Origin of the sequence: Microlunatus panaciterrae (assembly GCF_016907535.1) — a bacterium.
Lineage (GTDB): Bacteria > Actinomycetota > Actinomycetes > Propionibacteriales > Propionibacteriaceae > Microlunatus > Microlunatus panaciterrae.
This window is the reverse complement of the sequence record NZ_JAFBCF010000001.1, coordinates 2,541,875-2,565,230: the sequence shown is the minus strand read 5'-3', so window position 1 is coordinate 2,565,230 and position 23,356 is coordinate 2,541,875. Positions and strand designations below refer to the sequence as shown.

Below are 23,356 nucleotides of genomic sequence, written 5' to 3'. Positions count from 1 at the left end.
AGGCTGGGGGCATCAGAGAAGGGTGCCCCATGACTACACAGACAGGGCCGGTGAAGATCCCGGTGAAGGTCGGGCCATCTCGAGCTCGTCGAGACCTCATCATCGCCTGGGTTTCGGTGGCTCTCATTCCGGTCGCCTTCGCGGCAGCCATGCTCGTCGGCGACGGGCTGCTCACCCTGCAGGGCTACGAGTCCGGCAGCGAGCAGACGCCGCCGCTGCTGCCGGTGCTGTTGGCCGCGGTCCCCGCCATGCTGGTGCTGCTGACGCCGACAGTGACGGCAGTCTGGTTCGGCCTGCGCGCACGCCGCGAGGGTCGGCAGGTGGGCCTGGTGCCCGCCCTGATCGGAATGGTGGCCGGGGCGGGAGCGATCCTGTTGAACCTCGCGGCCTACCTCGTCGGCCGGTTCACCGAGTGAGGCTCGGAGGATGAGCGGCTGGAGCGCAGAGGGGCGGATCTCGGCGACCGGCTGGGAAACAGCCAGCTGGGCGTCTCCGGCGGAGGTCCTTCCCGGTGTGACCGCCTACCCGATCGACGATGTGTGGCTGCTGGAGTTCAACGCCGACCTGCCCCCGGATCCAGAACCGCTGATCCGCACAGCGGGCTGGGCGCTGGCGGAGAGCCCCCGCGGTGTCGCCTGCAGGCTGCCGGCCTCACTCGCAGAGATGGCCGACGACTCGGTCGAGGCGCTGGCCTCACTCGGTTGGCATGTCCGTGGATGGCCGGGCGCCTCGATCGCCATCAGCTGCCGGCAGGCGAACCTCCGCTCGCGCCTGCGCACTGCCCCTGGAGGGCACTCGCTGCTGTTCACCGGCTCGCTGCTGTCCGCCTGGGCGATGCTCGCCGCCTCACCAGTGCAGCAAACCAGCACTCGGGTGGCCCCGCACCCGGCTGCCCTGCATCAGGCGCGGCAGTTCCTCAGCCGCACCTGCCTGGACTGGCGCCTGCAGAAAGCGATCATCGCGGGCCAGCAGGTGTTGGACGAGCTGGTCCTCAGCGCGGTGTGCCAGACCCTCGATCCGTTGGTGGTCACCCTTTCCCGCGTCGACCAGGCGCTGCGGATCGCCGTGCGGGTGTGGACACCGCCGGACAACCTTCTCCTGCAGGCCGAGGGTGTCGCCTGGGACACGCCGCTGCTCGACGCGTTGGGCGACTCGTCCGGCATCCTGTCTGGGGCGGACGGCAGCAGCGTGCGCTGGGGTGTCGTCCAAGCCTGATTGTTCCGCAGGATCAGCGTCGGCCGAAGAGCCGACCCAGCACGCCGACCTTGGCGGCGGTCTCGTTCTCGTGTCCACGACACTGCTGCCCATTCGGCACGTTCTTCATCACCTGGTTCACGTGGTTGCCGCAGCCGGTCCAGGTAGTCTTCCCGCAGGTCCCACAGGTGACGGCTCTACACACGGCAATCTCCTCTACATCGATCAACTGACGGAAGCATACCCCCACGGGTATGGTCGACGCCAATCCCTACACGAAGTCCTGCCGCCAGCTGCCATCGTGAGCCGTCAGACAGTGCCTGCGATCGAAGGAGAAACCGACAGCATGGATGCCTCAAGCTGGGACGAACGCTATGCCGCAGCGGCCCAGAGCAACGCCAGAGTATGGTCCGACACCCCGAACCAGACGGTGGCGCGACTGCTCGGATCCACGTCGCCAGGGACCGGGATCGATCTCGGCGCCGGTGAGGGCCGCAACGCGTTGTGGCTGGCGAGCCGGGGCTGGCGGATGACCGCTGTGGACTTCTCCGCCCGAGGGTTGGAGACCGGCCGGCGCGCGGCCCAGCAACAGGGCCTGACCGTGCGCTGGGTCACCGCGGACGCGCGAAGCTGGCGGCCCGACGGCCCGGTCGACCTGGTCCTGGTCGCCTATCTACACCTGCCCAGAAGCGAGACGGGTCCGCTGCTCGGACGGCTGGCGTCGTGGCTGCTTCCGGGCGGGCGGCTGATCATTCTCGGTCACGACGCCGACAACCTGACGCGCGGCGTCGGCGGTCCCCAAGATCCCGATGTCCTCTACGACACCCGACTTCTCGCCGATGCCGCACACGGCCTGGTTATCGACCAGTGCACCCAGATCGAACGCCAGGTCACGGCCGACGGCGAGCCCCGGACCGCCGTCGACACGTTGCTGGTCGCTCACGCCCCTGGTTCTTCCTCGGTACCGTGACGGTGCCAGTGAAGCGTGAGACTGCCGTCGGCCAGCACCTCGATCTGTGACCCGAGGTCCCGGCTGACCCGGGTGAGCCTGTCACCCAACCAGCCCGCATCCTCCTCCGAGGCTCGGCAGAGCCGCATCTGGCGCGCCTGGAACGGCACCATCTGCAGCTCCACCAGCGCTCCGGTCGCCGCGTCCACCGACGCCAGATACAGCAGCCGCAGGTCGTCCCGATACGCCTCATGGCCTCGGATGCCTTCGTAGTCGTCGATGAAGTCGCCACAGCCGTACAGGATCAGCCTGTCCCGATAGACCTCCATCGGACGCGGGTGGTGCGATGAGTGCCCGTGGACGATGTCGACCCCGCCATCGATCAGCGCGTGCGCGAACGCCCGTTGGTCCGAGTCGACGGCGTAGCCCCAGTTGGATCCCCAGTGGACCGAGGCGACGGTGATGTCTCCTGGCCGCCTCAGCAGCCGCATCCGGGCCGCGACCTCGGCTGCCGCCCTGACCGACAACCGCGGCAGGAACGCCACCCCGGGACGATCCGGGCGGGCGGCCCAGGTCGGCGGGATGCCACTGGAGGAGGCCCCGGCCGAGGAGACAAGCACCCGTCCGTCGTGCTTGAGCTGCACGACGGCTGGTCGCCACGCCTCCACCGCCGACTCTCCGGCACCAGCCGTGGCCAGCCGCGCCGCAGCCAGTACGTCGAGCGTCTCGACCAGACCTCGCCGTCCGAAGTCCAGCACATGGTTGTTCGCCAGCACGCAGACATCGGGCCGGGCAACTGTCAGGCAGCCGACGTTTGCCGGGTTCATCCGGTAGTGCACGGCCTTGTACGGCTCGAAGTCATCGCTACGCGTCACGCTCGTCTCGAGATTGATCACCCGGACCTCCGGAGCGCGTTCGTCCAGCAGCTGGAGCGCGTCGCCCCAGGGCCACGCGGGGTCGACCGGGCGCCGGATCGGGCCGTTGACCGCCTCCGCCAGCTCCAGGTAGCCGCGGGCGTCCCGGACGTACTCCTCCCGCAGCTCCGGGTCGCCGGGCTCGGGCATCAGCTGGTCGACCCCGCGCCCGAGCATCACGTCACCGCAGAGGAACAGCGTCACCCGGCCGTCGGCGCTCACCCGCCGGCCAGCTCACGCAGCGTGAGGGCGTTTCGGACCGCGTGACCCTCGCCGTCGTTGTTGAAATAGGCGTACACGTCGCGGCCCGAGGAGCGCCACTCCGCGATGCGGTCGGACCACCAGTGCAGGTCGGGGGTCCCGTACGAACCGGCGTACAGATGATGCTGGTCCGGGCCGTGCAGGCGCAGGTAGACCCAGCCGGCGGTGGCACGCAGGACGCACGGGAGCTCCGCCCCACTCATCACGCAGTAGCCGGCGCCATGGTGGGCCAACAGGTCAAAGACCCGGTCGTCGACCCAGCTGGGATGGCGGAACTCCACCGCCACCTTGACCCAGGGCGGCAGCAGGCCGAGGAAGTAGCCGAGCCGGGCATCGTCCCGCGGCTGCTGGGGCGAGAGCTGCACCAGCAGCACTCCACGCCGATCGCCCAGCTCGTGCCAGCAGGCGACGATCCGCTGCACCCACGCCTCGGGTGCGTAGAGACGCTTGGCATGGGTCAGCCCCCGGGGAGCCTTGACGCTCAGCTGGAAACCTTCCGGCAGTCGGCGGCGCCATGAGGCGAAGGTCTTCAGCGCGGGCCAGCGGTAGAAGCTGGCGTTGAGCTCGACCGTGTCGAACTGCGCCGTATAGCGGGCCAGCCGGTCGCGCGCCGGCAGCCCGTGCGGATAGAGCACCCCGTGCCAGTGGTCGTAGGACCATCCGGAGGTGCCGATCCACAGCCTCGTCACCACGGCCTCCGCTGCGGCAGGGTCACAGGAGCCGGCCGAGTTTCGTCCGGCTGACGAGCAGCCAGCCGAACCAGAAGGACCCGGCGACAGCGAGCACGCCGACCGACAACGCCTTCACGATGGCCGGCAGCGGCAACGGCCGGGCGGCGATCTCGAGACTGAGCAGTACCGGAACCTGAAGCATGTAGGCCGCATAGGCCCCTCGTGCACAGGCCGCCGGGACTGGAGCCACCGACGTCAGCCGCTGTTGGACCAGCCCGACCAACCCGACCGACCCCGCCACCACGAAGCTCGCCTCGAACGCGTCCAGCGCCAGCGCCTGCCAGTGCCACCCGCCGAGAAAGGGCACGCTGTCCCGGCTGAGGTTCGTCACCCCGCCGACCAGCGCGACCAGCGGCATGACCACGATCGTGACGGCGACGGCGATGCCACAGTTCCGGGTGGTCTTCGCCGGGACCCTCGCCGCCCAGCCCTGCCCGCTCACCATCGCTCCCAGGCAGAACATGACGACGCACTGCGGCCACTGCCACAGGTGCAGGTCGAGGATCTGCTGGCTCCGCGCCGGAAACCACATCCTGACCACGAACGAGAGCATGGTCATCACAGCTGCCACGATGACCAGCTGGGCACCGCCGACGGACATGCCCCGAAACGAGCGGCCCCAGCCGAGCCGGGTCCACAGCGCATAGCCCAGCGACACGTACAACAGCACCTGCACAAACCACAGCGGACCCGCATCCAGGAACGGCTGCCGCTCCCGGAACGCATCCCACAGCGACAGCGAACGACCCGCCGCCAGATAGGCGAACCACATGAACAGCGGCCAGATCAGCAGCATGAACGACACCCACGGCAGGCCGAGGCGGACCAGTCGTCGTCGAGCGAATCCGCCGGGCCCATGACGCGACATCTCCATCGGAGCGAACAGGCCGGCCAGGAAGAAGAAGGCGCCGATGACGAACAGTGCCGTGGGACCGAGCAGCACAGAGAGGGAGAGCTCCACCTTCGGCGGAACGGTGACCTCCTGCACCTCGTCATAGGGCCAGCCGCCAATGAGCATGTACCCCAGCAGGGCGTGGCCGAAGATGATCCAGCCGACCAGCAGCGTCCTGAGGTTGTCGACCTCCACCAACCGGCCCGGGCGGTGCACCGCTCGGGCCACCCTGGCGCCATCGCCACGCCCGACCGCTGGGTTCATCCGCCTCGTCCGCCTCTCCCCCGCTGCATCAACCACACCTTATGCCTCGAGGGTCGGATGTGGGACGAAAATACGGGACGCCGCCTCTGGACGCACACCCGCGGCGGTGACGACAATGAGGCGGCGGGTCGCAACCGGGAACGAGGATCCGGCGCGGATACGGGGGACATCAGATGGCACTGGAACGCCGTGAGGCCAGGCAGCTGCAGAGTCAGATCGACAGCGTCGAGGCCGGGTGGCAGGCGGCGGACACGGTGCACTCCGCCCTGTCCGACCAGGAGAAGCGGCTCCGGCTCGGCTACGTGCCAGGGCCGGGCGAGCTCCCGCTGCGTGAGCGGGAGCAGTCCGTTCAGCTGCGGCGGCAGACGGCCCTGGCGGTCGAAGCCACCGCACGGCCGAGGGCCTGGGACCTCCGCGACATCGCCGGGCACAGCTTCATCACCTCGGTGAAGGATCAGGGCAGCTGTGGCGCCTGTGTGGCATTCGGCACCATTGCCGCGCTGGAGGGAACGCTGCGCCTTGCCCGCAAGAATCCCGAGCTGCCGGTCAACTACTCCGAAGCGCACCTGTTCTACTGTCATGGCAGAGCCGACGGTGCTCGCTGCGACACCGGCTGGGACGTTGACCGGGCCCTGGACGCCCTGCGCCACAAGGGAGTGGTCGACGACTCCTGTTACCGCTACCTGCCGAAGGACCAGGCCTGCGCCGGTCTCTGCAAGGACAGCCCGACCCGCAGAACCATGATCAGCTCCTGGCGTTCGCTCGGCTCGCCTGAGGCCATGAAGGCGTGGCTGTCGTCCAACAAGGGGCCGCTGATCGCCTGCTTCAACGTCTACGACGACTTCTTCTACTACGGCGGCGGCGTCTACCGCTATGTCCAGGGGGAGTTCGTCGGCGGCCACTGCGTCTGTGTCGTCGGCTACAACGACGCCGGCAGATACTGGATCTGCAAGAACAGCTGGGGCACCTCCTGGGGCGAGCAGGGCTTCGTCCGGTTCGGCTACGACGAGTGCGGCATCGACTTCGAGATGTGGACCGTCGAAGGCGTCAGGACGCCGTTCGAGCAGTGGACGAGAGGGCCGTTCTTCGGCAGCCATGGAACCTTCTTCGCCGATGTCACCGGTGACGGCCGGGCGGACGCCATCGCCGTCGGCAACCGCGTCACGGTCCGGCGGTCCACTGGCAGGTCCTTCAGCGCCAATGAGGCGTGGACCACAGGCCCGTTCTACGGTCGGCTGGGCACCTGTTTCGCTGATGTCACGGGCGACGGCAAGGCGGATGCGATAGCGGTGAACCGCGGCCGGATCACCGTACGACGATCGACCGGGAAGGCCTTCGGGCCCAACGAGGACTGGACCGGCGGATCGTTCTTCGGCACCAGGGGCACCTTCTTCGCTGATGTCACCGGAGATGGCAGGGCCGACGCCATTGCCGTCAACGACGACAAGATCCTTGTCCGCCGGTCGACCGGAAGCGCCTTCGGCCCGGTGGAGGATTGGACCAGCGGTCCGTTCTTCGGCAGCAAGTCCACGCACTTCGCTGACCTGACCGGCGACGGGAGGGCTGACGCGATCGCGGTCAACGGTGAAGCGGTCATCGTTCGCCGCTCGACCGGGAACGCTTTTCGCGGGAACGAGCAATGGACCACCGGACCCTTCTTCGGCAGCGTCGGCACCTACTTCGCCGACCTCAGCGGGGACGGCAAGGCTGACGCCATAGCCATCAATCCCGGCGGCCTCACTGTGCGCCGTTCGAACGGTCGCGGCTTCGAGCCGAGGTCCGTCACCTGGGCACAAGGACCGTTCATGGGGACCAGGGGCACCTTCTTCGCCGACACGACCAGGTCGGGTCACCAGGACGTGATCAGCGTCGGTGAGGACAAGGTGACGGTCTGGTTCTCCAGGTGAGCCCGGCGCCGCGACCGTCAGCGCTCGTCGACGGATGGATCGGCCGGGCTGATGTCCAGGGAGACGGAGAACCGCTCGATGGCCGCCGCCTCCCCCTCCCACGCACGGCCCAGTCGGGCATCGACAACGACCGGACCAGGGGTGATCGCGCGGAACCGCCAAGTCCGCACCCCACCACTCCCCACCCCGGGGTGCGGGCCGACGGTGAAGTGCGCACCCTCCGGCGCCAGCAGCTGCGAGGGCCGAGGCTCGAGCTGCCAACGGAACCCGGTGGTCGGGTTCTCCCGGAGCGTCAGGGTGATGGTGTCACCGACGACAACCTTGAAGATGCCCCCAGCGGAGTCCTGGTCAAGCGTCAGCTCGCCCATCCAGCCCACCCTCCGATCCGCCTACCCGGCCGGCGTGATCAGTCCGTAATCGCCGTCGTAGCGCATATAGAGCACGCAGCCGCGTCCGCTGGTCGAGTCGGCGAAGAACAGGAATGGCAGTCCGGTCAGCCCCAACCGCTCGATCGCCTCCGGCACGTCGAGCCTAGGGGCGTGCTGCCTGCTGACCGTCACCGGGACCTCGGTCACCGGTTGCCAGGAAGGGTCGGGTGCCAGCTGGGCCAGCCGGAGGCCGGCCGGGCCGGCACGATAGATGACGGTGTCGAGGCCGGTGGCGGAATCGGTGAAGAGGTGGAAGTCGTAGTCCAGCCGCTCGAGGTCGTCGGCAGCCTCGTCCACGGTCGCGCGGGCCAGCTCGAACGCCTTGTGTCGCACCACCTCGCGTTCCTCGGCCGGTCGCTGGAAGTACGACGGCCGGTGCGTGGGCTCGCTGCCGTGACGCCACTCATGCGGTCCCGACACTGGCTGGCCCCCGCGACGGGCCTCCCAGTCCCGCTCGAGATGCGCCCACCGGTGCCGCAGCTTCGCCTGCAGCAGGTCGACGGCCTCTTCGGCCGTCGTCCCCGCCACCTGCGCACGCACCAGCCGGCCGTTGACATCCAGGTTGGCCTGGGCCAGCACGGGACGGTCGACTGAAGGGTTGGCGGACCGGGTCAGCCGCACCCGCGCATGCAGGATCGGCTCGCCGATGTTCTCGGTCACCTCCCTGATCTTGCTGGCGGCCTCGGCACGGATGGTGTCCGGGATGTCGCCTCTGATAACGACCTCGACGTCGGCTGTACCGACTGTTCTCTCTGCATCCACGTCTTCAGAATGCTGCCGCTCCCGCGAGCGACCAAGGGGCGAAGGTCCCGCCGACCGACGGCCCAGGCACTTGCGGACGACCGAGAGGTCGAACGGCGATCCGGGTCCCACCAGGAAAGGACTTTCGGCCCTCACCCCGTCTGCACTGGTGGAGTGTGATGAGAATTGCCTACGAGACGAGCGAGAGAGCTCAACAGACAACTGTCGAGCTGAGAGACCCGGACAATGCTGGCGTAGGGAAATCGCCTCGTAGGTTTCCTGCTGTCCAGGCGAGATCGGGCGTGCTTTCGCCCCCGGGACCAGAGCATCTTCTGAGATGCTGAGCCGGTGACCACGATCAAGTTCGGTGTGCAGCTCTCCGCCCAGTGCGACAGCTGGTCGACGCTGCTCCGTGCCGCCCGGCTGGTCGACGAGCTCGGGTACGACTACCTCTTCCTCCCTGATCACCTCACCCCCCTGCACGGGCCGGAGGATGCCACGATGTTCGAAGGCATCGCTGGCACCGCCGCTCTGGCCGCGTCCACGCAGCAGGTGCGGATCGGGCTCCTGGTCGGCTCCAACACCTTCCGCAACCCCGCCATCCTGGCCAAGTCGATCACGACCATCGACCACGTCAGCAACGGCCGTGCCCTACTTGGTCTCGGCGGCGGATGGCACGCCCGTGAGCATGAGGCGTGGGGGGTCGAGTTCGGCCGGAGCCCGGGCCAACGGCTCGACTGGCTGGACGAGGCACTGTCGATCATCCGGCCCCTGCTGGCCGGGGAGACCGTGACCCATGCGGACGGGCGGTACCGCACCGACCGGTTGATCCTCAGCCCGCAGCCCGTGCAGCAACGGCTGCCGATCATGGTCGGAGGCGTCGGCGAACGCAAGACCCTACGCACCGTTGCGCGCTACGCCGATATCTGGAACGCGCAGGCGAGCCTGGACGAGGCACCGCACAAGCTGGAGGTGCTGCGCCGGCACTGCCTCGAGGCCGGCCGCGACCTCGCCGACATCGAGCTGTCGGTCGACTCGGGACCCATGATCCGCGACACTCTCGACGAGGCCCGGGCGGCGATGGCGTCGATCGCGAAGGCCAACGGCACCAGGCCGCCCGACCCGGACAGCAGCTTCCACTGGGTCGGCACTGTGGATCAGGTGGTGGAGCGGCTGTGCCGCTACGTCGACCTGGGCTTCACCACCGTCACCTGCTCATTGCAGCCGCCCTACGACGCCGAGACGCTCACCCGCCTCATTCACGAGGTGAGGCCCAGGGTGGAGGCGCGCTGACACGGCCGAGCGGACCTCACCATCAACCTGTAGCACCGCGCGCCGACGCCCACAGGTCAACGCCGGACTCGACGGCGTACCTGTCGATCTCGGCCAGCTCCTCCGCAGAGAAGTCCAGCCGCCGCACCGAAGCGACGTTGTCCTCAAGCTGCCGGACGCTACTGGCCCCGATCAGGGTGGAGGTGATCCGGGCGTCGCGCAGCACCCAGGCCAGTGCGAGCTGCGCCAGCGACTGCCCGCGACCCGAGGCGATCTCGTTCAGCGCCCGGACCCGCGCCAGGTTCTCCTCGCTGATCGAGTCCTGCGACAACGACTTGCCCTGCGCCGCTCGTGAGTCCTCCGGTACTCCCTTGAGGTAGCGGTCCGTCAGCAGGCCCTGGGCCAGAGCGGTGAAGGCGATGCAGCCGACCCCTTCACGCTCGAGGACGTCCAGCAGACCCTCCTCGATCCAGCGGTTGAACATCGAGTACGAGGGTTGGTGGATCACCATCGGCGTACCGAGGTCGCGCAGGATCGCCGCGGCCTTCGCGGTGTGCTCCGGGGAGTAGGAGGAGACCCCCACATAGAGTGCCTTGCCGGCGCGGACCGCAGCGTCAAGGGCCCCCATGGTCTCCTCCAGCGGCGTGTCCGGATCGGGCCGGTGGTGATAGAAGATGTCGACGTAGTCGAGGCCGAGCCGGCGCAACGACTGGTCGAGACTCGCGGTGAGGTACTTGCGCGAACCCAGATCACCGTAGGGTCCCGGCCACATGTCCCAGCCCGCCTTGGACGAGATGACCAGCTCGTCCCGGTGCGTCGCGAAGTCCTCTCCCAGGATGCGCCCGGCGTTGGTCTCCGCCGCACCGTACGGCGGCCCGTAGTTGTTGGCCAGGTCGAAGTGGGTCACACCGAGGTCGAAGGCGCGTCGCATCACCGCGCGCTGCGTCTCCAGTGGTTTGTCATCTCCGAAGTTATGCCAGAACCCGAGCGAGATGGCCGGGAGCTGCAACCCGCTGCGTCCGCAGCGGCGGTAGGGCTGGACGTCATAGCGTTGGACATCGGCGACATAGGACATGCCGCCCACGCTACCGACGGTCCGTGCGGTTGCGCGAGGGGCCGAGCCCCCGGAGCCGTAGCCGCCCTCAGAACTTGTAGCCAATGGTCCGGAGCAGCGCCCGCCTGTCCTGCTCGTCGTCGTCGGTCTCGACCCCCAGCGGCGAGCCGCCGTCGATCACCCCCAGCACGCCACGCCCCTGCTCGGTCTGGGCGACCAGGACCTGGACCGGGTTCGCCGTCGCGCAGTAGATGCGGCACACCTCCGGCACCGCCTTGACCTGGTTGAGGACGTTGACCGGAAAGCCGTCACGGAGGAATACGATGAACGAGTGGCCGGCCCCGATGCCCGCAGCGTGCCGGACCGCCAAGGCGACCAACTCCGGGTCGTTGCCGGCCCGTCGTACCAGTCGGAGCCCGGACGCCTCGCAGAAGGCCAGCCCGAACCGCAGATGCGGTGACGAGCCCACCAGGGCCTCGTACAGGTCCTCGACAGTCTTGATGAAGTGCGACTGACCGATGATGAGGTTGACACCCTCGGGCATCTCGACGCCGACGATGCTGATCTCAAGCTCACTCATTGTGGCCCTCCTGTCTTATCGGATGGTGTACCCGCCGTCGACGAGCAGGTCGGCGCCGTTGATCATGTCGGCGGCAGCGGAGGCCAGGAACAGTGCGGCTGCCGCGATCTCTTCGGGTTCGGCGAAGCGACCGGTGGGGATCCGGTCCTTCAGCACATCGCCCTTCTCCCCCTCCCAGGCCTTCCGGCCGAGGTCGGTCATCACCACGGTGGGTGAGAGCGAGTTCACCTGGATGCCGCGGCCCGCCCACTCGGAGGCCAGCACCTTCGTCAGACCGAGCACCCCGAACTTCGAGGCGCAGTAGGCGAGGTGATCGTCCAGCGCGACGTGGGCGGCCTGGGATGCCAGGTTGAGGATCTTGCCCGATCCCTGCCGGAGCATCTGCCTGCCCACCGCCTGGCTCATCAGGAACGTGCCCGTCAGGTTCACTGCGATCGTGGTGTCCCAGTCATGGAGCGTCAAATCCTCGGCGGGCGCCAGCAGGGCCAGCCCGGCACAGTTGACGAGGATGTCGATCCGGCCGAGCTGCTCGACGATTCGATCGACCGTCGCCGTCACCTCCGGCTGGCTCGTCACATCGCAGCGGAAGGCGCGGTGGTCCGCACCCAGCGCGGCGGCCCTTTCCCGAGCCTCCGGCTCGGCTCGGTCGACGATGGCGATCACTGCTCCCCTGCGGGCGAAGGCCTGGGAGATGGCCAGCCCGATCCCGGAAGCTCCGCCGGTGATCAGTGCCACCTTTCCTCGCAGCGAGAAGTCGAGCAGGGCATCGAGCGGGTCCGACATGGAGCCTCCCATGGTTCACGGTCTGGCACGTTCACGATCTGGCACGTTGACGATCCGAGGTGTGGCAACCGCACGTTCGGGTCCCTTTGTATGGTGGCAGATGATCTGCTCCCTCAGGTGGAGGGGCGGAGCCGCCGATGCTGGGCGGCGCCGCAAGGGGTCGAGACAGGGAGCGAAACATGGATAGGCATCATCGACAAGGCAGCCGACGGTGATCCCAGCCATACTGGCCGCGCTGGCCTCGGCTGCGGTTTTCGCCGGCAGTACCGCCCTGCAGCACCGCGCCGCGGCCCGCACTCCAGGAGACGACAGGTCCGGGCTGCGGATCTTCGGGCCGTTGGTTCGCAGGCCCAGCTGGCTGGTCGGGATCGCCATGAGCTTCCTCGCCTTCTGCCTGCACGCGCTGGCTCTCAAGCTGGGCCCGCTGGGCTTGGTACAGCCCATCATCGTGAGCTCGATTGTCTTCGCCGTCTTCATCCGGGCGGGCCTCGACCGGCGGCTGCCGCCCCGCAAGGTGTTGGTCTCGTCGGCGATCACCTGGGGTGGTCTGGCGCTGTTCATCGCCACCACCCACGCAAGCGCCCCGAAGCCGCCGCGAGACAGCGTCGCCGCCTGGTTCGTGGGTCTTGCGGTCGCCGTCGTCGCGGTGACGGTCGTATCGCTCGGCAAGGTGGCGACCCCCGAGCGTCGCGGCCTGCTGCTGGGTGCCTCTGCCGGCATCCTGTTCGGACTGGTCGCAGGCCTGATCAAGCTGGTGATCAGCCAGTTGCACAGCGGCGTGGGCGCGATGCTCACCCACTGGCCGGTGTGGGCGATGATCATCGTCGGCGTGGCGGCGTTCGTCTTGAACCAGCAGGCCTACCAGGCCACCCGGCTCTCGGTGTCCATGCCGGTGCTCAACATCTTCGATGTCATGGTGGCGATCGGTTTCGGGGTCGCCGTCTTCGGCGAACAGCCGTTCAGCTCCCCGGTGACGCTGGTCGCCGAGGTGGTGGGACTGGTGGCGATGGCCGTCGGCGTTCGTCAGCTGGCGCATCACGAGGAGTCGTCGAAACCCCAGGAGAAGGCTCGAACCGACGCGCCGGGAACAGCCCACGTCTGAGTCCGGCGTCAGCTTCCATGCTCCTGTGGCCGAGCGGCGCGCAGACGTTGCCGTCAAGGACGAGCCGGTACGTACGGCGGGCGACTCCCGCCTGGCGGGACGTCATCGACCCGCTGTCGATCCCCCCAGAGCGGCGCCCAGCTGCCGGCCCCAGGCCCTGGCGCGGTCGAGCTCCCCGTCGAGGAGCGGTCCGTCGACGTCGTGGACATAGAAGCTCTCGGCCGGTTCTGCGGACTCGTACCCATGTCGTCTCGCCTCCTTGGCCGCCCCTTTCGCCGCCGACCCCGGCAGGTGGCGCATGGTCTGGATCCGGGTATCGAAGGTGGCTACCTTCTCGGTGTGGTGGCCCGACGGCAACCCGTCCATCCACTCCCGTAGTCCGAAGTCCTGCTCGCCCTCCTGAGCGCCGCGGGTGATCGCGTCGGCCCTGGTACTGGCCCGGCTCATGGAGAACGCGTGGGTGGGTCCACCGGCGACGATGAGCCCGACGTCAGGTCCCGGCACCTTGGGCGCCTCGCTGACCTCCACCGACTCCGTCTCGACCGACTCCCGCAACCCATCGGCAATGGCTCGGGCCACCTGCTCGGTGTTGCCGAACATCGACTCGTAGACGACGAGAGCTTTCATGGTGCTACTCCTTGACTGGGTGGAGACTCCAGCCAACTCCGACAGCTGCCGTACCTCCAAGGGGCCAAAGTCCCGCAACCCCTTTCAGAGGCTGTCGGGGCACTCCCTAGAGTGTCGTCATGGAACATGTGCGTCTGGGACGGACCGGCCTGCAGGTCTCGAAGCTCTGCCTGGGGACGATGACCTTCGGTCTGCAGTGTGATGAAGTGGCCTCCTTCTCGATCTTGGACCGGGCAGCCGAGGGCGGGATCGACTTCCTCGACACCGCCGACGCCTATCCGCTGGGTGGAGACACCGGGACGGCAGGACGGACAGAGGAGATCATCGGCCGCTGGCTCAAAGGCAAGCGGGACCGGTTCATCGTGGCCACGAAGTGCTTCGGCCAGATGGGGCCGGCCCCCTTCGACGGAGGCAACTCGCGCAAGCACATCATGTCGGCTGTCGATGCGTCGCTACGTCGGCTGCAGACCGACTACATTGACCTCTACCAGTTGCACAGCTTCGACCCGCTGACGCCGATCGATGAGTCGCTGGGCGCCTTGGACGACCTCGTACGGATGGGGAAGGTCCGCTATATCGGGTGCTCCAACTTCCTCACCTACCGGCTGGTCCGCGCCATCGGCCGGAGCGAAACACTCGGCCTGGCGCGCTTCGACTCCGTTCAGCCCCGCTACAACCTGCTGTTCCGCCAGATCGAGCGCGAGATGCTGCCGTTCTGCGAGGAAGAGGGGGTCGGCGTCATCCCCTACAACCCGATCGCCGGCGGGCTGCTGTCCGGCAAGCACGTCCGCAACGCCGCACCGACCGAAGGCACCCGGTTCACCCTGGGCACCGCCTCGAAGAACTACCAGGACCGCTACTGGCACGATCGCGAGTTCGACACCGTCGAGAACCTGCAGAAGGTGGCCGACGACGCTGGGCTGCCGCTGGTGACGATGGCTGTGGCCTGGGTGCTCGCTCAGCAGGCGATCACCGCGCCGATCATCGGCGCCAGCAGGCCGGACCAGCTGGACGCGAGCCTGGCAGCAGCAGAGACCACGCTCGCCCCGGACGTCCTGCAGCGGCTGGATGAGCTGACGCACGACTACCGGATGGGCGACGCCGCCCGCTGAGGGAAGGCGTCGGCTGTATCGTCCTCGCGCAGGGGTGGTGATGCCGCGCTCGCGCGGGGGGAGGAGCGAGCGCGACACCACGTCCTCTCGCTGCGACGTGAGGACCTACAGGGAACGACTGGACACCCGGGTGGCGTCTGGGCGCCACCAGGCTCCGAGGTAGGGAGCAACGGGAAAAGTGGGCGGCAGCAATTGCGAGTGATCGCGGCACGTGGCGGCGATGCATCTTTCCCAACCGGCTGTGGAATCAGCATTCCCAGTTAAGCGCGGACGCAGCCCCGGGTCAAGAGATTGTGGAAGGCTGCAGGGATGCCGACTCGATGCCGGGATGGCCCTTGAGCAGCGGTTATTCTGGAGGCTACCCCGCCACAAGGGTGGGCGCGAGAACGAGACAAACGGAAACTGATGACGTCGGACGATGACGCGACTTTGGGGTCAGGCGCAGGCGAGCCCAAGTCGGACGGGGACGAGGATCTGCGGGATGCTCTGGTGGCGCTGGCCAACCTGTCCACCGGCCACCTGGGGCTGGAAGAACTGCTGACCAAGGTGGCCACCTACGCGGTCCGGGCCATCCCAGGCGCGGACGGTGCGGGCCTGACCCTGTTGGAGCATGGCCGCTCCGCGACGATCGTCTCCACCGCCCCCTTCGTGACGGAGATCGACGACATCCAGTACGGGCTCGGGCAGGGCCCCTGCATCAGTGCCGCCGCTGAGGGTCAGACCAAGCTGTCAGGATCACTGGGCGCCGACCAACGGTGGCCGCAATTCGGGTCCAAGGTGGCCAGGCTCGGGGTCCACAGCGTCGTGTCCCTGCCTCTGATCACCCCCGGCGCGGTAGTGGGAGCCATGAATGTCTATGCCCACGCCAAGCATGTGTTCGACAACCGAGCCGTCGAACTGGGCGAGCTGTTTGCAGCGCCTGCGGCGATTGCGGTCGAGAACGCTCAGGTCCTCGTCCAGGCCCAACGACTGGCGGCTCAGCTCCAAGCCGCACTCGGTACTCGGGGGGTTGTGGATCGAGCCATCGGCATCATGATGAGTCGTACCGGAGCGACCCCGGACGAGGCTCTCAACAAGTTGCGCAGCCTGAGCCAGACCGAGCACGTGAAGTTGCCGGTGATGGCTCAGCGGATTGTGGACGCTGCGGTGCGCCGCGCCCGCGCCCTCCACAAAGAAGAGGAATAGGGCACAGGCGTACTGTGGGGACTGGCGTCCCTCGTCAATCTTCATCCGTACAAGAGGGGCCGCCTGGAGCAGCGATCGGTTGCTTCTACCCGGAAAAGGAAATCGGCGGCGGGATCCGCTCGTTCGGAGAGTGACTGTGGACATCTCCACAGCCCTTGCACGTCATATTCGGCACCTCACGACGAGCATCGATGAGGAGCCCTGGGTCATCGAAAATGCTCTGCATAGCCTGAGGCGTGATCTGAGACGGGCCGTGTGGTCCTATCTCGGTCTCGAGCTCACCTTGTTCACGGCCCAGTACCCGTTCAGCTTGTCCGCATTCGAAGATCACGCATCGCCGCCGCAGGTGGCCACTTCCCTCCGCCTCGACCTCCATGAGCTCACCGGCGCGGAACCGCCGAGCCGCATCTGCCTCTACGCGGCCGTCCCCGGCGCCTTCGTCGACCTTGCTGCCGACATAAGACACGCTCTCCGGTTGACCGATGGCTCTATCGGTCTGGACGAGACGAAGACCCCGACCTCGCTGACCTCGGGGCTGAATGGTCTCGCAGAGCTCTCGGCGATCAACCAGGCGATCGGCATCCTCATCGGCCGCGGCCACCCCCCTGGTCATGCCCACCGCGAGCTGTCCCGACAGGCCGACGGCGCCGGAGTCAGCCTGCACGTTCGGGCCAGGCAGCTGATCTATGAGACGAGCAGCATCCTCAGGAGCAGCGCCCTTCCTGATGATCCGCCTGACGGGCAGCGCAACTAGGGGCGCCTCCCCCGCCCACTCCCACCGGGGTCAATCCCGGAGCGGGATGCCCTTGGCGTCGGTGGCGAAGCTGGGTGACCTGGTCAGGATCAAGATGCCCTCGATGATCACCCAGACGGCTACCACCGGTGCGAGCAGGCCGAACGAGAGAACGCTCAGCAGCAGCTGCAGCACAGCGATGCCGACCCGGCCCAGATAGAAGTTATGGATGCCCAGGGTGCCGAGGAAGAACGCCAGCAGACCGGCCGCGAGCCTCGACTTCTGAGCTGCATACAGCCCATTCTGGTACTGCTGCTGCCGCGGGTCGCCCTGGTACGGCTGGCGGTGGTACGGGTCGCCCTGGTACGGACTGACTTGGTACGGACTGACTTGGTACGGACTGACTTGGTACGGGGGGTGAGGCAACGCGGCGGGGTGAGGCTGGGGCGAAGCCCGCAGTGGGTAGTGCGGGTAGTCGGAAGGCTGGGGCTGCCGGCCCTGCGGACCATAGACAACGGGCTCCGGTACGAACTCTCCCATGACTCTTCCTCCACCTGTGCGCTCACCGATGTCGGTCCGGGACATCGCTTAGGCATACTATGCTCTCGATCACCAGCTGGTGCCGGTCGTGATCCAACTGAGACCCACGCTCGTGTCAGCGACCGAAGGTGCCCCTGATCGAGAGCTTGCGTGAATACTCGATCGACCCATAGCGGAACAGGTGCACGGCCAGCCGGAGAGTGAGGAACCCGACGGCGAACAGCTCGACGATGACCGCCACCGACTCGACCGGGTTAAGGGTGCCGAAGCCGTTGCGCAGCAGTGCGGTCACCGGCGCGGAGAGCGGGAAGTAGGTGAAAACCTGCACGATGAGGGCGTGCGGGTCGGAGACGATGAGACTGACCGTGTACAAGGGTACGAAGATCAGCGCGATTATCGACCCGAATACGGCGCCGGCCTCCTTCGCGGTCGGCATCACCGCCCCGATGGCGACCAGGGTGCCGGTGAACACGGTGAAGCCTCCCACCAGAAGCAACGCGCCGGTGATCATCGGCCCCGGTTCGAAGGTCAGGTGTGCGAGGTCGAAGCTGGGCAGGGACAACTGCTCACGGAAGAACACGTAACCGATGCCGAACGGGGTCATGAAGACCAGGAGCTGCACCAAACCGACCATGAAGACGGCGATGACCTTCCCGATGATCAAGGTGGTGGGGTCGAGCGTGGTGAGGATCATCTCGGTGACCCGGTTCTCCTTCTCCTCCAGGGTGCTGTTCAGCATCTGGTTGGACAGCAGGATGATGCTCACGTAGAAGATCAGCAGAAACAACAGCGGCGGGACGACCGCGCCGACGCCGCCGGCGAGCTGCCCATCCTTGAACGTTGTGGTCTCGATCTTGACCGTGCCGCTGACGGCAGCGGTCAGCTGTGTCGAGCCGATCTTCTGCTCGGCTGCGGTGGTGAGCAAACGCCTGGCGACGGCGTCGTACTTGCCGTTCTCGAAGATGCCCTTGTCGGCGCCGTACACCTTGATCGGGTCTCGTGAAAGGTCTGCGGGGTAGGCGAAGTAGGCCTCCGAACGTCCTGAGCGCACGTCGTTGAGGGCGGTGCCAGGATCCGTCGCCAGCTGCCCACCGAACAATGCTGCCGTGCTGGCCGGGATCAGTCCGGAGGAATCGGTGTAGGTGAAGGTGATCTTCGCGTTCCGCTGGGCGCCCTCGTTGACGCTGGTTGTCGAGTTGGAGACGAAGATCAGCAGGAACACCACCGCGAGCACCGCCGGAATGGCCAGCGTGGTGGCCCAAAAACGCCGCTTCTTCACGGTGCGGGTGAACTCGAAGCCGATGACGACACCCAGGTTGTGTCGAGCCATCAGCGCAACCCTCCGACGTGGTTGTCCTGCTCACCGTAGATCTTGATGAAGATCTCGTCCATGGAGGTCCGAGCCGTGGTGAAGCTGCGCACCGCTACCCCTGCGTCGAGGAGCTCGCGAAGCACGGCCGTCTCCGCTGCGCCGGCGCGTGGCGTCAGCTCGGCGTGCCCCTCGCTGTTGAAGGTGGCCTCGTACAGCGAAGAGGCGGGCAGCGTTCCCGAGTAGGCCACCCGGTACACGGTTCCGCCAAACATTTCCTGCACCTCAGCGACGGTCCCGTAGGCGCGCGCGGTGCCATCCTTGAGCAGAATGACACGGTCACACAGCCTTTCTACCTCCTCCATCTGGTGCGTGACCATGATGACGGTCGCGCCGGAGCGCTTCTGATCCTCGATGATGTCCATCAGCAGCCGCCGGTTGACCGGGTCGAAGCCCTTCGTGGGCTCGTCAAGGATGAGCAGCGTCGGCTCATTCATGATCGTCACACCCAGCTGGACCTTCTGCTGCTCGCCGCTGGACAGCTTGTCGACCCGCGTCGTGGCCTTGCCGGCAAGGTCAACGCGCTCCAGATAGGCCCTGGACCAGGCACGAGCCCTGTTCCTGGTCAGGCCCTTGAGGCGTCCGAAGTAGACCATCACGTCCAGCACCGACTCCTTCTTGTACAGTCCACGTTCCTCGGGCAGGTACCCCAGCCGGGCGCCGTCTCGGGGCTCGAAGACCTTGCCATCGATGTGCAGGGTTCCCGCGGTGGGCTGGTAGATGCCCAGCAGTGCCCGCAGCGTGGTGGTCTTGCCGCATCCGTTGCTGCCCAGGAACCCGAAGGTCTCCCCCGCCGCTACGTCGAAGGACAAGTCCTTGATCACCGAGGTGTCCCCGAAGTCCATCCGGAAGTCCTGGATGTGCACCAGCGGCTCGGCCGCCGCAGCTCGGATGGTCACCTTGACAGGCTCCTGCGCCGCTCCAGCCCGGGGCAAGGGTCGTTGGTCCTGCCCGGACCCGCGGGACTTTCGCCACTGGGGTTGGAAAGGCCACCATCGGAAGATGAGTGAACGGCCCGACGGACGGAGGAGACATGAAGCAAGGCCCGCTGCCACGATCCACCGCTTGGCGCTCGGTGGCCGGGTGCATGGTCGCCAGCACCGTGATGCTGGGGCGGCGGGAGGTCCGATGGCCTCGCGACAATGTCGGTCGCCGGATCCGCTTCGCCGACGGAAGTGTCGCGCAGGTGTACCGGGAGACCGTCGTGGACCGCACGCCGATCGACCCTTGCTTCCTGATCGTGTCCTTCCGGCTGCGGAGGGTCCGGGGACGGGGACATCGCCTCTTCCGACTGGAGAGCATCCTCAACACCCCCTTGTTCGTCGGCTTTCCCGGGTTCGTCTCCAAGCTCTGGATGGCTCATGACGACCATGCGATCTACCGTGGTCTGTACGAGTGGGACGGCCCGCAGCTGGCCGAGCACTACGCCGGCTCGCTGTGGCGCGTGCTGTCTCTGGTCAGCGAGCACGACTCGATCGACTACAGGGTCTTTCCCGGGTTGCGACGCGACACGGTGCTGTCCGCCCCCGATGTCCTCGACCGGTACGGCCGCGGCGGGGAGGGGGCCTGGTGGCGGGTCGTGGCCGCGGCGTGAAGACGACCGTGGACGTGCTGGTCGTCGGAGCAGGTCCGACGGGTCTCACCACGGCCCTGCAGGCGCACGCCAACGGGGCCACCGTACGGGTGGTGGAGCGCCGGAGTGCGACGTTCCGACGCTCGAGGGCGATGATCATGCATCCGCGAACACTGGAGAGCCTGCGCCCGTTGGGCGTGACCGACTCTCTGCTCGACCGGGGTGACCGGTCTCCCCGGGCAGAGCTGCATCTGGGCCGGCGGCGGGTGCGCGTCGAGCTCGCTGACGTGGCGCTGCCGGACACCGCGTTTCCGCACCTGACCATGCTGCGCCAGATGGACGTGGAGGAGGTGCTCAGCCAGGCGCTCGAGCAGCGGGGCATCGACGTCGAGCGTGGTGTCGAGCTCGTCGACGCAGCGGTGCGTGACAGTGCCGGCCGGGCGGTGTTGAAGGGTGAGGGCCGCCTCGAGCGGATGAGCTGCCGGTTCATCGCCGGTTGTGACGGTCAGGACAGCACGGTGCGGTCGGTTGCGGGGATCGGTTGGCGGGGCGCTCCCTATCGCGAGGAGGTGGTGCTCGCCGATGTGGAGCTCGACGCGGGACTCACCCCGGATGTCCTGCACGTCGTTGCCGACCGTGCGGGGCTCGTCTTCCTGTTCGCGCTGGGTGAGGGTGCGACCTGGCGCCTGCTGGCCACCCGGCCGGCTCGGGGCGGCCACACGCCCTTCGGGCAGCCCGGACACCAGGTCCCGCAGGTCGAGGTGCAGGCAATCCTCGACGGTGCCGGTCTTGCGGCCACCGTGACAGATCTGCGGTGGTCCGCCCAGGTGCGCCTGCAGCATCGACTGGCCGAAGCCTTCAGCAGCGGACCGCTCTTCCTCGCCGGCGACGCCGCGCACACCCACTCGCCGGCCGCGGCCCAGTGGTATGAACACCGGGATTCTCGACGCGGTGAACCTCGGTTGGAAGCTCGCCTTCGCCCTGGACCAGGTGCAGGGTCATGACGCGCTGTTGGACTCCTACAGCCTGGAGCGCCGCCCGGTCGCGCGGCAGGTGCTGGCACTGACCCATCTGGTCTTCTTCGCGGAGTCGTCGACGAACCCGCTGCCTGCCTTCCTGCGCGGGACCCTGATGCCGGTCGCCGCCCCTGCCCTACCCCTGCTGCTCGGTCGGCCGCTGCTGATGGCGCAGGTCGTCCGCGTTCTCTCCCAGCGGTGGGTGCGGTATCGGCACAGTGCCCTGTCGGTCCAGGGCCAGCCCGGCGGTCCGGGCCCCCGTCCCGGCGACCGGCTGGCCGATGAGGAGGTCAACTGCGACGGCCGACGGCTCCGCCTGCATGACCTGACGGCCCGGCCGGGGCTCCACCTGTTGTTGCAGCGCGACACGGTGGTTCCCGATGCTCGTCCACTCGGAAACCACGTGAGCCTGCATCGCGTCGCCAGCTGGCCAGGTCACGGGCTGCTGGCCGTACGGCCCGATGGTCACGTCGGGTTTCGCACCGGCCAGTACGACGCCGGACAGCTCGGAGCCTGGCTGGACCTCGTTGGCGCACGCTAGACGACCTGCATCCGTCGCCACCACCAGGTCGTGACGGCGACCCCTGCCAGCCCTGTCACCGGTACGAGCGCGAGGTGACGGAGATGGATCTCGGCCGCTGCACCTTCACCGCCCATCCCGGCCCACAGACTCACCGCGGCATAGGGGAACCATCTGCCGACGCCGATCACCGTCACGATCTGGGTCAGCACGACGATGAGGATCAGGACCGCGATCGCAGGGAGATAGCCTCGGGCAACGGAGGCGACAAACGCCAGCGGAAGGGTCAACATGGCACTTCCCAGTGACACCAGCAGGACCTTGCCGGCCGCATCGAACATGAGCCGATCCGGCGTCCAGATGCCGGCAACGGGTCCAAGCAGGCATCCGACGACCACGCTGGCCACGCCCACTCCGCAGGCCCAGCCGGTCACCACGGCGCACTTCGCCACCGCAACCGTGGCCCGCGAGGTGGGCATGGCGAACAACGACGAGACGGTGCGGTCGATGAACTCCCGCCCGAAGCACCACGAGGTGACGATGCCGGCCCCGAGCGGCATGGCGACAGACATAATCTGGCCCAGCACGCCGAGGTAGGCCGCCCATCCCTCGCCTACCACCATCGTGCTGATTTTGAGCACCGTCGGCGAGCCAGGCGAGCCGAACCGGGCGGCTGAGAGGAACCCGGACGCCATGGCTGGGACGCCGACCACCAGCAGCGCCGCTGTCACCCACACCAGCCGACTCCGGCGCAACTTCAGCCACTCAACCAGCATCGCCGGCCACATCACGACTCCCGGTGCCCGTCACGGTCGTCGATCTGCAGGAGCAGATCGAAGAAGGCACGCTCCAGGTCCACCCCGCCCGGGGGCAGGTTGCCGACGATCCGACCTCGATGCATCACCGAGATGGTGTCGGCGACTCGGGAGATCTCATCGAGATGGTGACTCGAGACGAGCACGGCGGCGCCCCGCCCGGCAGCCTCGCGAAGCGCAGCCCGGACCAGGAGCACGCCGGCAGGATCCAAGGCGGCCGTCGGCTCGTCGAGCACCACCACCTCCGGCCTGTTGATCAAGGCACCGGCCAGACCCAGCCGTTGTCGGTTTCCGGAGGAAAGCGCCCCGGCACGGCGGTCAACCCATCGATCCAGACGTAGATCGGCAATGCTCCTCGCGATGGTCTGGGACGTCGTCGCCGGCTCCATTCGCTTGAGCAGTGCGGCACAACGCAGATTCTCGGCCACGGTGAGCTCCGGATAGCCGGACGTCGTGTCGATCATGTGACCAACCCGTCCCCAGACCGACCGACCGGTCCGCGCCACCGGCACGCCCAGGATCATGACGGAGCCGGCCTCCGGGACGAGCATGCCCAGCAGTAGGCGCATCAAGGTCGTCTTGCCAGCTCCGTTGAGACCCACCAGGGCGTGGATCTGGCCGTGCTCGACGACCAGGTCGACACGGTCCACTGCGCGGTCTCCGTCGAAGCTGCGGGACAGCCCCGTCGCCACGATGCCGCCGGCGATGCCGTCCACCTGGGCCACCGCACCATCCTGTCACCGCAGACGCCTCAGGTGATCCGCTGGAGCGGAGTCCGACCGGGCTCGCCGATG

27 protein-coding genes are annotated in these 23,356 nt (G+C 67.6%); 12 read left to right on the top strand and 15 right to left on the bottom strand.

The features are described 5' to 3' along the window. Window positions 1-29: 29 nt before the first annotated feature. Both JOE57_RS11685 and JOE57_RS11680 read left to right on the top strand, forming a co-directional pair. The gene (locus tag JOE57_RS11685; RefSeq protein ID WP_204918146.1) at window positions 30-416 is read left to right on the top strand and encodes a hypothetical protein; all 387 of its coding nucleotides are present in this window, start codon (window positions 30-32) and stop codon (window positions 414-416) included. Between the two features lie 10 nt (window positions 417-426). After that, a complete protein-coding gene (locus JOE57_RS11680; protein WP_204918144.1) occupies window positions 427-1,215 on the top strand; it encodes a hypothetical protein in 789 nt (262 codons plus the stop codon). Window positions 1,216-1,228: 13 nt separating this feature from the next. Here the strand turns inward: JOE57_RS11680 and JOE57_RS11675 are convergent, their stop codons facing one another. After that, window positions 1,229-1,399 (bottom strand): hypothetical protein, encoded by a 171-nt coding sequence (locus JOE57_RS11675; protein WP_204918142.1) that lies wholly within the window; start codon window positions 1,397-1,399, stop codon window positions 1,229-1,231. Between the two features lie 141 nt (window positions 1,400-1,540). Between JOE57_RS11675 and JOE57_RS11670 the strand changes: the two genes are divergently transcribed. Then, window positions 1,541-2,164 carry a class I SAM-dependent methyltransferase gene (locus tag JOE57_RS11670; RefSeq protein WP_204918140.1) on the top strand — a complete coding sequence of 208 codons (624 nt, stop codon included), beginning with the start codon at window positions 1,541-1,543 and terminating at the stop codon, window positions 2,162-2,164. Here JOE57_RS11670 and JOE57_RS11665 read toward each other — a convergent pair. Genes JOE57_RS11665 through JOE57_RS11655 form a run of 3 tightly spaced genes read right to left on the bottom strand, consistent with a single transcriptional unit; the run spans window position 2,134 to window position 5,205 of the window. After that, window positions 2,134-3,279, bottom strand: a complete 1,146-nt coding sequence (locus tag JOE57_RS11665) for a CapA family protein (protein ID WP_204918138.1) — start codon at window positions 3,277-3,279, stop codon at window positions 2,134-2,136. The two genes, JOE57_RS11670 and JOE57_RS11665, sit on opposite strands and share 31 nt — an antisense overlap. After that, complete coding sequence (locus tag JOE57_RS11660) at window positions 3,276-4,007, bottom strand: DUF72 domain-containing protein (protein WP_204918136.1); 732 nt, start codon at window positions 4,005-4,007, stop codon at window positions 3,276-3,278. The genes JOE57_RS11665 and JOE57_RS11660 overlap by 4 nt, the downstream gene beginning before the upstream one ends. Window positions 4,008-4,029: 22 nt before the next feature. Continuing rightward, window positions 4,030-5,205 carry an acyltransferase family protein gene (locus tag JOE57_RS11655; RefSeq protein WP_204918134.1) on the bottom strand — a complete coding sequence of 392 codons (1,176 nt, stop codon included), beginning with the start codon at window positions 5,203-5,205 and terminating at the stop codon, window positions 4,030-4,032. 173 nt (window positions 5,206-5,378) lie between these two features. Between JOE57_RS11655 and JOE57_RS11650 the strand changes: the two genes are divergently transcribed. Then, complete coding sequence (locus tag JOE57_RS11650; protein WP_204918132.1) at window positions 5,379-7,112, top strand: C1 family peptidase; 1,734 nt, start codon at window positions 5,379-5,381, stop codon at window positions 7,110-7,112. A 17-nt stretch (window positions 7,113-7,129) separates the two neighbouring features. Here JOE57_RS11650 and JOE57_RS11645 read toward each other — a convergent pair whose 3' ends face one another. Continuing rightward, complete coding sequence (locus JOE57_RS11645) at window positions 7,130-7,480, bottom strand: protease inhibitor I42 family protein (protein ID WP_204918131.1); 351 nt, start codon at window positions 7,478-7,480, stop codon at window positions 7,130-7,132. 21 nt (window positions 7,481-7,501) lie between these two features. Further along, a complete protein-coding gene (locus JOE57_RS11640) occupies window positions 7,502-8,302 on the bottom strand; it encodes a sigma 54 modulation/S30EA ribosomal C-terminal domain-containing protein (protein WP_204918129.1) in 801 nt (266 codons plus the stop codon). Window positions 8,303-8,629: 327 nt separating this feature from the next. On the opposite strand from JOE57_RS11640, the gene JOE57_RS11635 reads away from it, so the two are divergent. Further along, window positions 8,630-9,574: an LLM class flavin-dependent oxidoreductase gene (locus JOE57_RS11635; RefSeq protein WP_204918127.1), complete on the top strand. Its 945-nt coding sequence runs from the start codon at window positions 8,630-8,632 to the stop codon at window positions 9,572-9,574. Window positions 9,575-9,596: 22 nt separating this feature from the next. Here the strand turns inward: JOE57_RS11635 and mgrA are convergent, their stop codons facing one another. The 3 genes from mgrA to JOE57_RS11620 form a co-directional block, all read right to left on the bottom strand. Further along, window positions 9,597-10,628, bottom strand: a complete 1,032-nt coding sequence (gene mgrA, locus JOE57_RS11630; RefSeq protein ID WP_204918125.1) for an L-glyceraldehyde 3-phosphate reductase — start codon at window positions 10,626-10,628, stop codon at window positions 9,597-9,599. Window positions 10,629-10,695: 67 nt separating this feature from the next. Further along, complete coding sequence (locus tag JOE57_RS11625) at window positions 10,696-11,187, bottom strand: adenosine-specific kinase (RefSeq protein ID WP_204918123.1); 492 nt, start codon at window positions 11,185-11,187, stop codon at window positions 10,696-10,698. A gap of 15 nt (window positions 11,188-11,202) precedes the next feature. Then, window positions 11,203-11,970, bottom strand: a complete 768-nt coding sequence (locus JOE57_RS11620; RefSeq protein ID WP_204918121.1) for a GolD/DthD family dehydrogenase — start codon at window positions 11,968-11,970, stop codon at window positions 11,203-11,205. Window positions 11,971-12,181: 211 nt separating this feature from the next. Between JOE57_RS11620 and JOE57_RS11615 the strand changes: the two genes are divergently transcribed. Continuing rightward, the gene (locus tag JOE57_RS11615; RefSeq protein ID WP_204918119.1) at window positions 12,182-13,072 is read left to right on the top strand and encodes a DMT family transporter; all 891 of its coding nucleotides are present in this window, start codon (window positions 12,182-12,184) and stop codon (window positions 13,070-13,072) included. A 102-nt stretch (window positions 13,073-13,174) separates the two neighbouring features. Here JOE57_RS11615 and JOE57_RS11610 read toward each other — a convergent pair whose 3' ends face one another. Next, the gene (locus tag JOE57_RS11610) at window positions 13,175-13,699 is read right to left on the bottom strand and encodes a flavodoxin family protein (protein ID WP_204918117.1); all 525 of its coding nucleotides are present in this window, start codon (window positions 13,697-13,699) and stop codon (window positions 13,175-13,177) included. Window positions 13,700-13,818: 119 nt separating this feature from the next. On the opposite strand from JOE57_RS11610, the gene JOE57_RS11605 reads away from it, so the two are divergent. The 3 genes from JOE57_RS11605 (at window position 13,819) to JOE57_RS11595 (ending at window position 16,750) form a co-directional block, all read left to right on the top strand. After that, a complete protein-coding gene (locus JOE57_RS11605) occupies window positions 13,819-14,811 on the top strand; it encodes an aldo/keto reductase (protein ID WP_204918114.1) in 993 nt (330 codons plus the stop codon). A gap of 405 nt (window positions 14,812-15,216) precedes the next feature. Then, window positions 15,217-15,996, top strand: a complete 780-nt coding sequence (locus JOE57_RS11600; protein ID WP_204918112.1) for a GAF and ANTAR domain-containing protein — start codon at window positions 15,217-15,219, stop codon at window positions 15,994-15,996. 346 nt (window positions 15,997-16,342) lie between these two features. Next, on the top strand, window positions 16,343-16,750 hold the full coding sequence (locus JOE57_RS11595) for an ANTAR domain-containing protein (RefSeq protein WP_204918110.1): 408 nt from the start codon (window positions 16,343-16,345) through the stop codon (window positions 16,748-16,750). A 30-nt stretch (window positions 16,751-16,780) separates the two neighbouring features. Here the strand turns inward: JOE57_RS11595 and JOE57_RS18660 are convergent, their stop codons facing one another. The 3 genes from JOE57_RS18660 to JOE57_RS11580 all read right to left on the bottom strand — a co-directional run bounded on the left by JOE57_RS18660 (window position 16,781) and on the right by JOE57_RS11580 (window position 19,537). Continuing rightward, entirely contained in the window at window positions 16,781-17,269 is a 489-nt protein-coding gene (locus JOE57_RS18660; RefSeq protein ID WP_239578923.1) for a TM2 domain-containing protein, read from the bottom strand. Window positions 17,270-17,384: 115 nt separating this feature from the next. Further along, complete coding sequence (locus tag JOE57_RS11585; RefSeq protein ID WP_204918108.1) at window positions 17,385-18,599, bottom strand: ABC transporter permease; 1,215 nt, start codon at window positions 18,597-18,599, stop codon at window positions 17,385-17,387. Further along, entirely contained in the window at window positions 18,599-19,537 is a 939-nt protein-coding gene (locus JOE57_RS11580; protein ID WP_204918106.1) for an ATP-binding cassette domain-containing protein, read from the bottom strand. Before JOE57_RS11580 ends, JOE57_RS11585 begins: the two co-directional genes overlap by 1 nt. A gap of 134 nt (window positions 19,538-19,671) precedes the next feature. Here JOE57_RS11580 and JOE57_RS11575 point away from each other — a divergent pair, with 134 nt between their 5' ends. Genes JOE57_RS11575 through JOE57_RS11565 form a run of 3 tightly spaced genes read left to right on the top strand, consistent with a single transcriptional unit; the run spans window position 19,672 to window position 21,768 of the window. Further along, window positions 19,672-20,232: a hypothetical protein gene (locus JOE57_RS11575; RefSeq protein WP_204918104.1), complete on the top strand. Its 561-nt coding sequence runs from the start codon at window positions 19,672-19,674 to the stop codon at window positions 20,230-20,232. Then, window positions 20,208-21,215, top strand: a complete 1,008-nt coding sequence (locus JOE57_RS11570) for an FAD-dependent oxidoreductase (protein ID WP_204918103.1) — start codon at window positions 20,208-20,210, stop codon at window positions 21,213-21,215. Before JOE57_RS11575 ends, JOE57_RS11570 begins: the two co-directional genes overlap by 25 nt. After that, window positions 21,163-21,768: an FAD-dependent monooxygenase gene (locus JOE57_RS11565; RefSeq protein ID WP_204918101.1), complete on the top strand. Its 606-nt coding sequence runs from the start codon at window positions 21,163-21,165 to the stop codon at window positions 21,766-21,768. Before JOE57_RS11570 ends, JOE57_RS11565 begins: the two co-directional genes overlap by 53 nt. Here the strand turns inward: JOE57_RS11565 and JOE57_RS11560 are convergent. Together JOE57_RS11560 and JOE57_RS11555 are read right to left on the bottom strand one after the other, a co-directional pair. Further along, complete coding sequence (locus JOE57_RS11560) at window positions 21,765-22,523, bottom strand: ABC transporter permease (RefSeq protein WP_204918099.1); 759 nt, start codon at window positions 22,521-22,523, stop codon at window positions 21,765-21,767. The two genes, JOE57_RS11565 and JOE57_RS11560, sit on opposite strands and share 4 nt — an antisense overlap. Window positions 22,524-22,534: 11 nt before the next feature. Further along, entirely contained in the window at window positions 22,535-23,287 is a 753-nt protein-coding gene (locus JOE57_RS11555; RefSeq protein ID WP_204918098.1) for an ATP-binding cassette domain-containing protein, read from the bottom strand. Window positions 23,288-23,356: the final 69 nt, after the last annotated feature.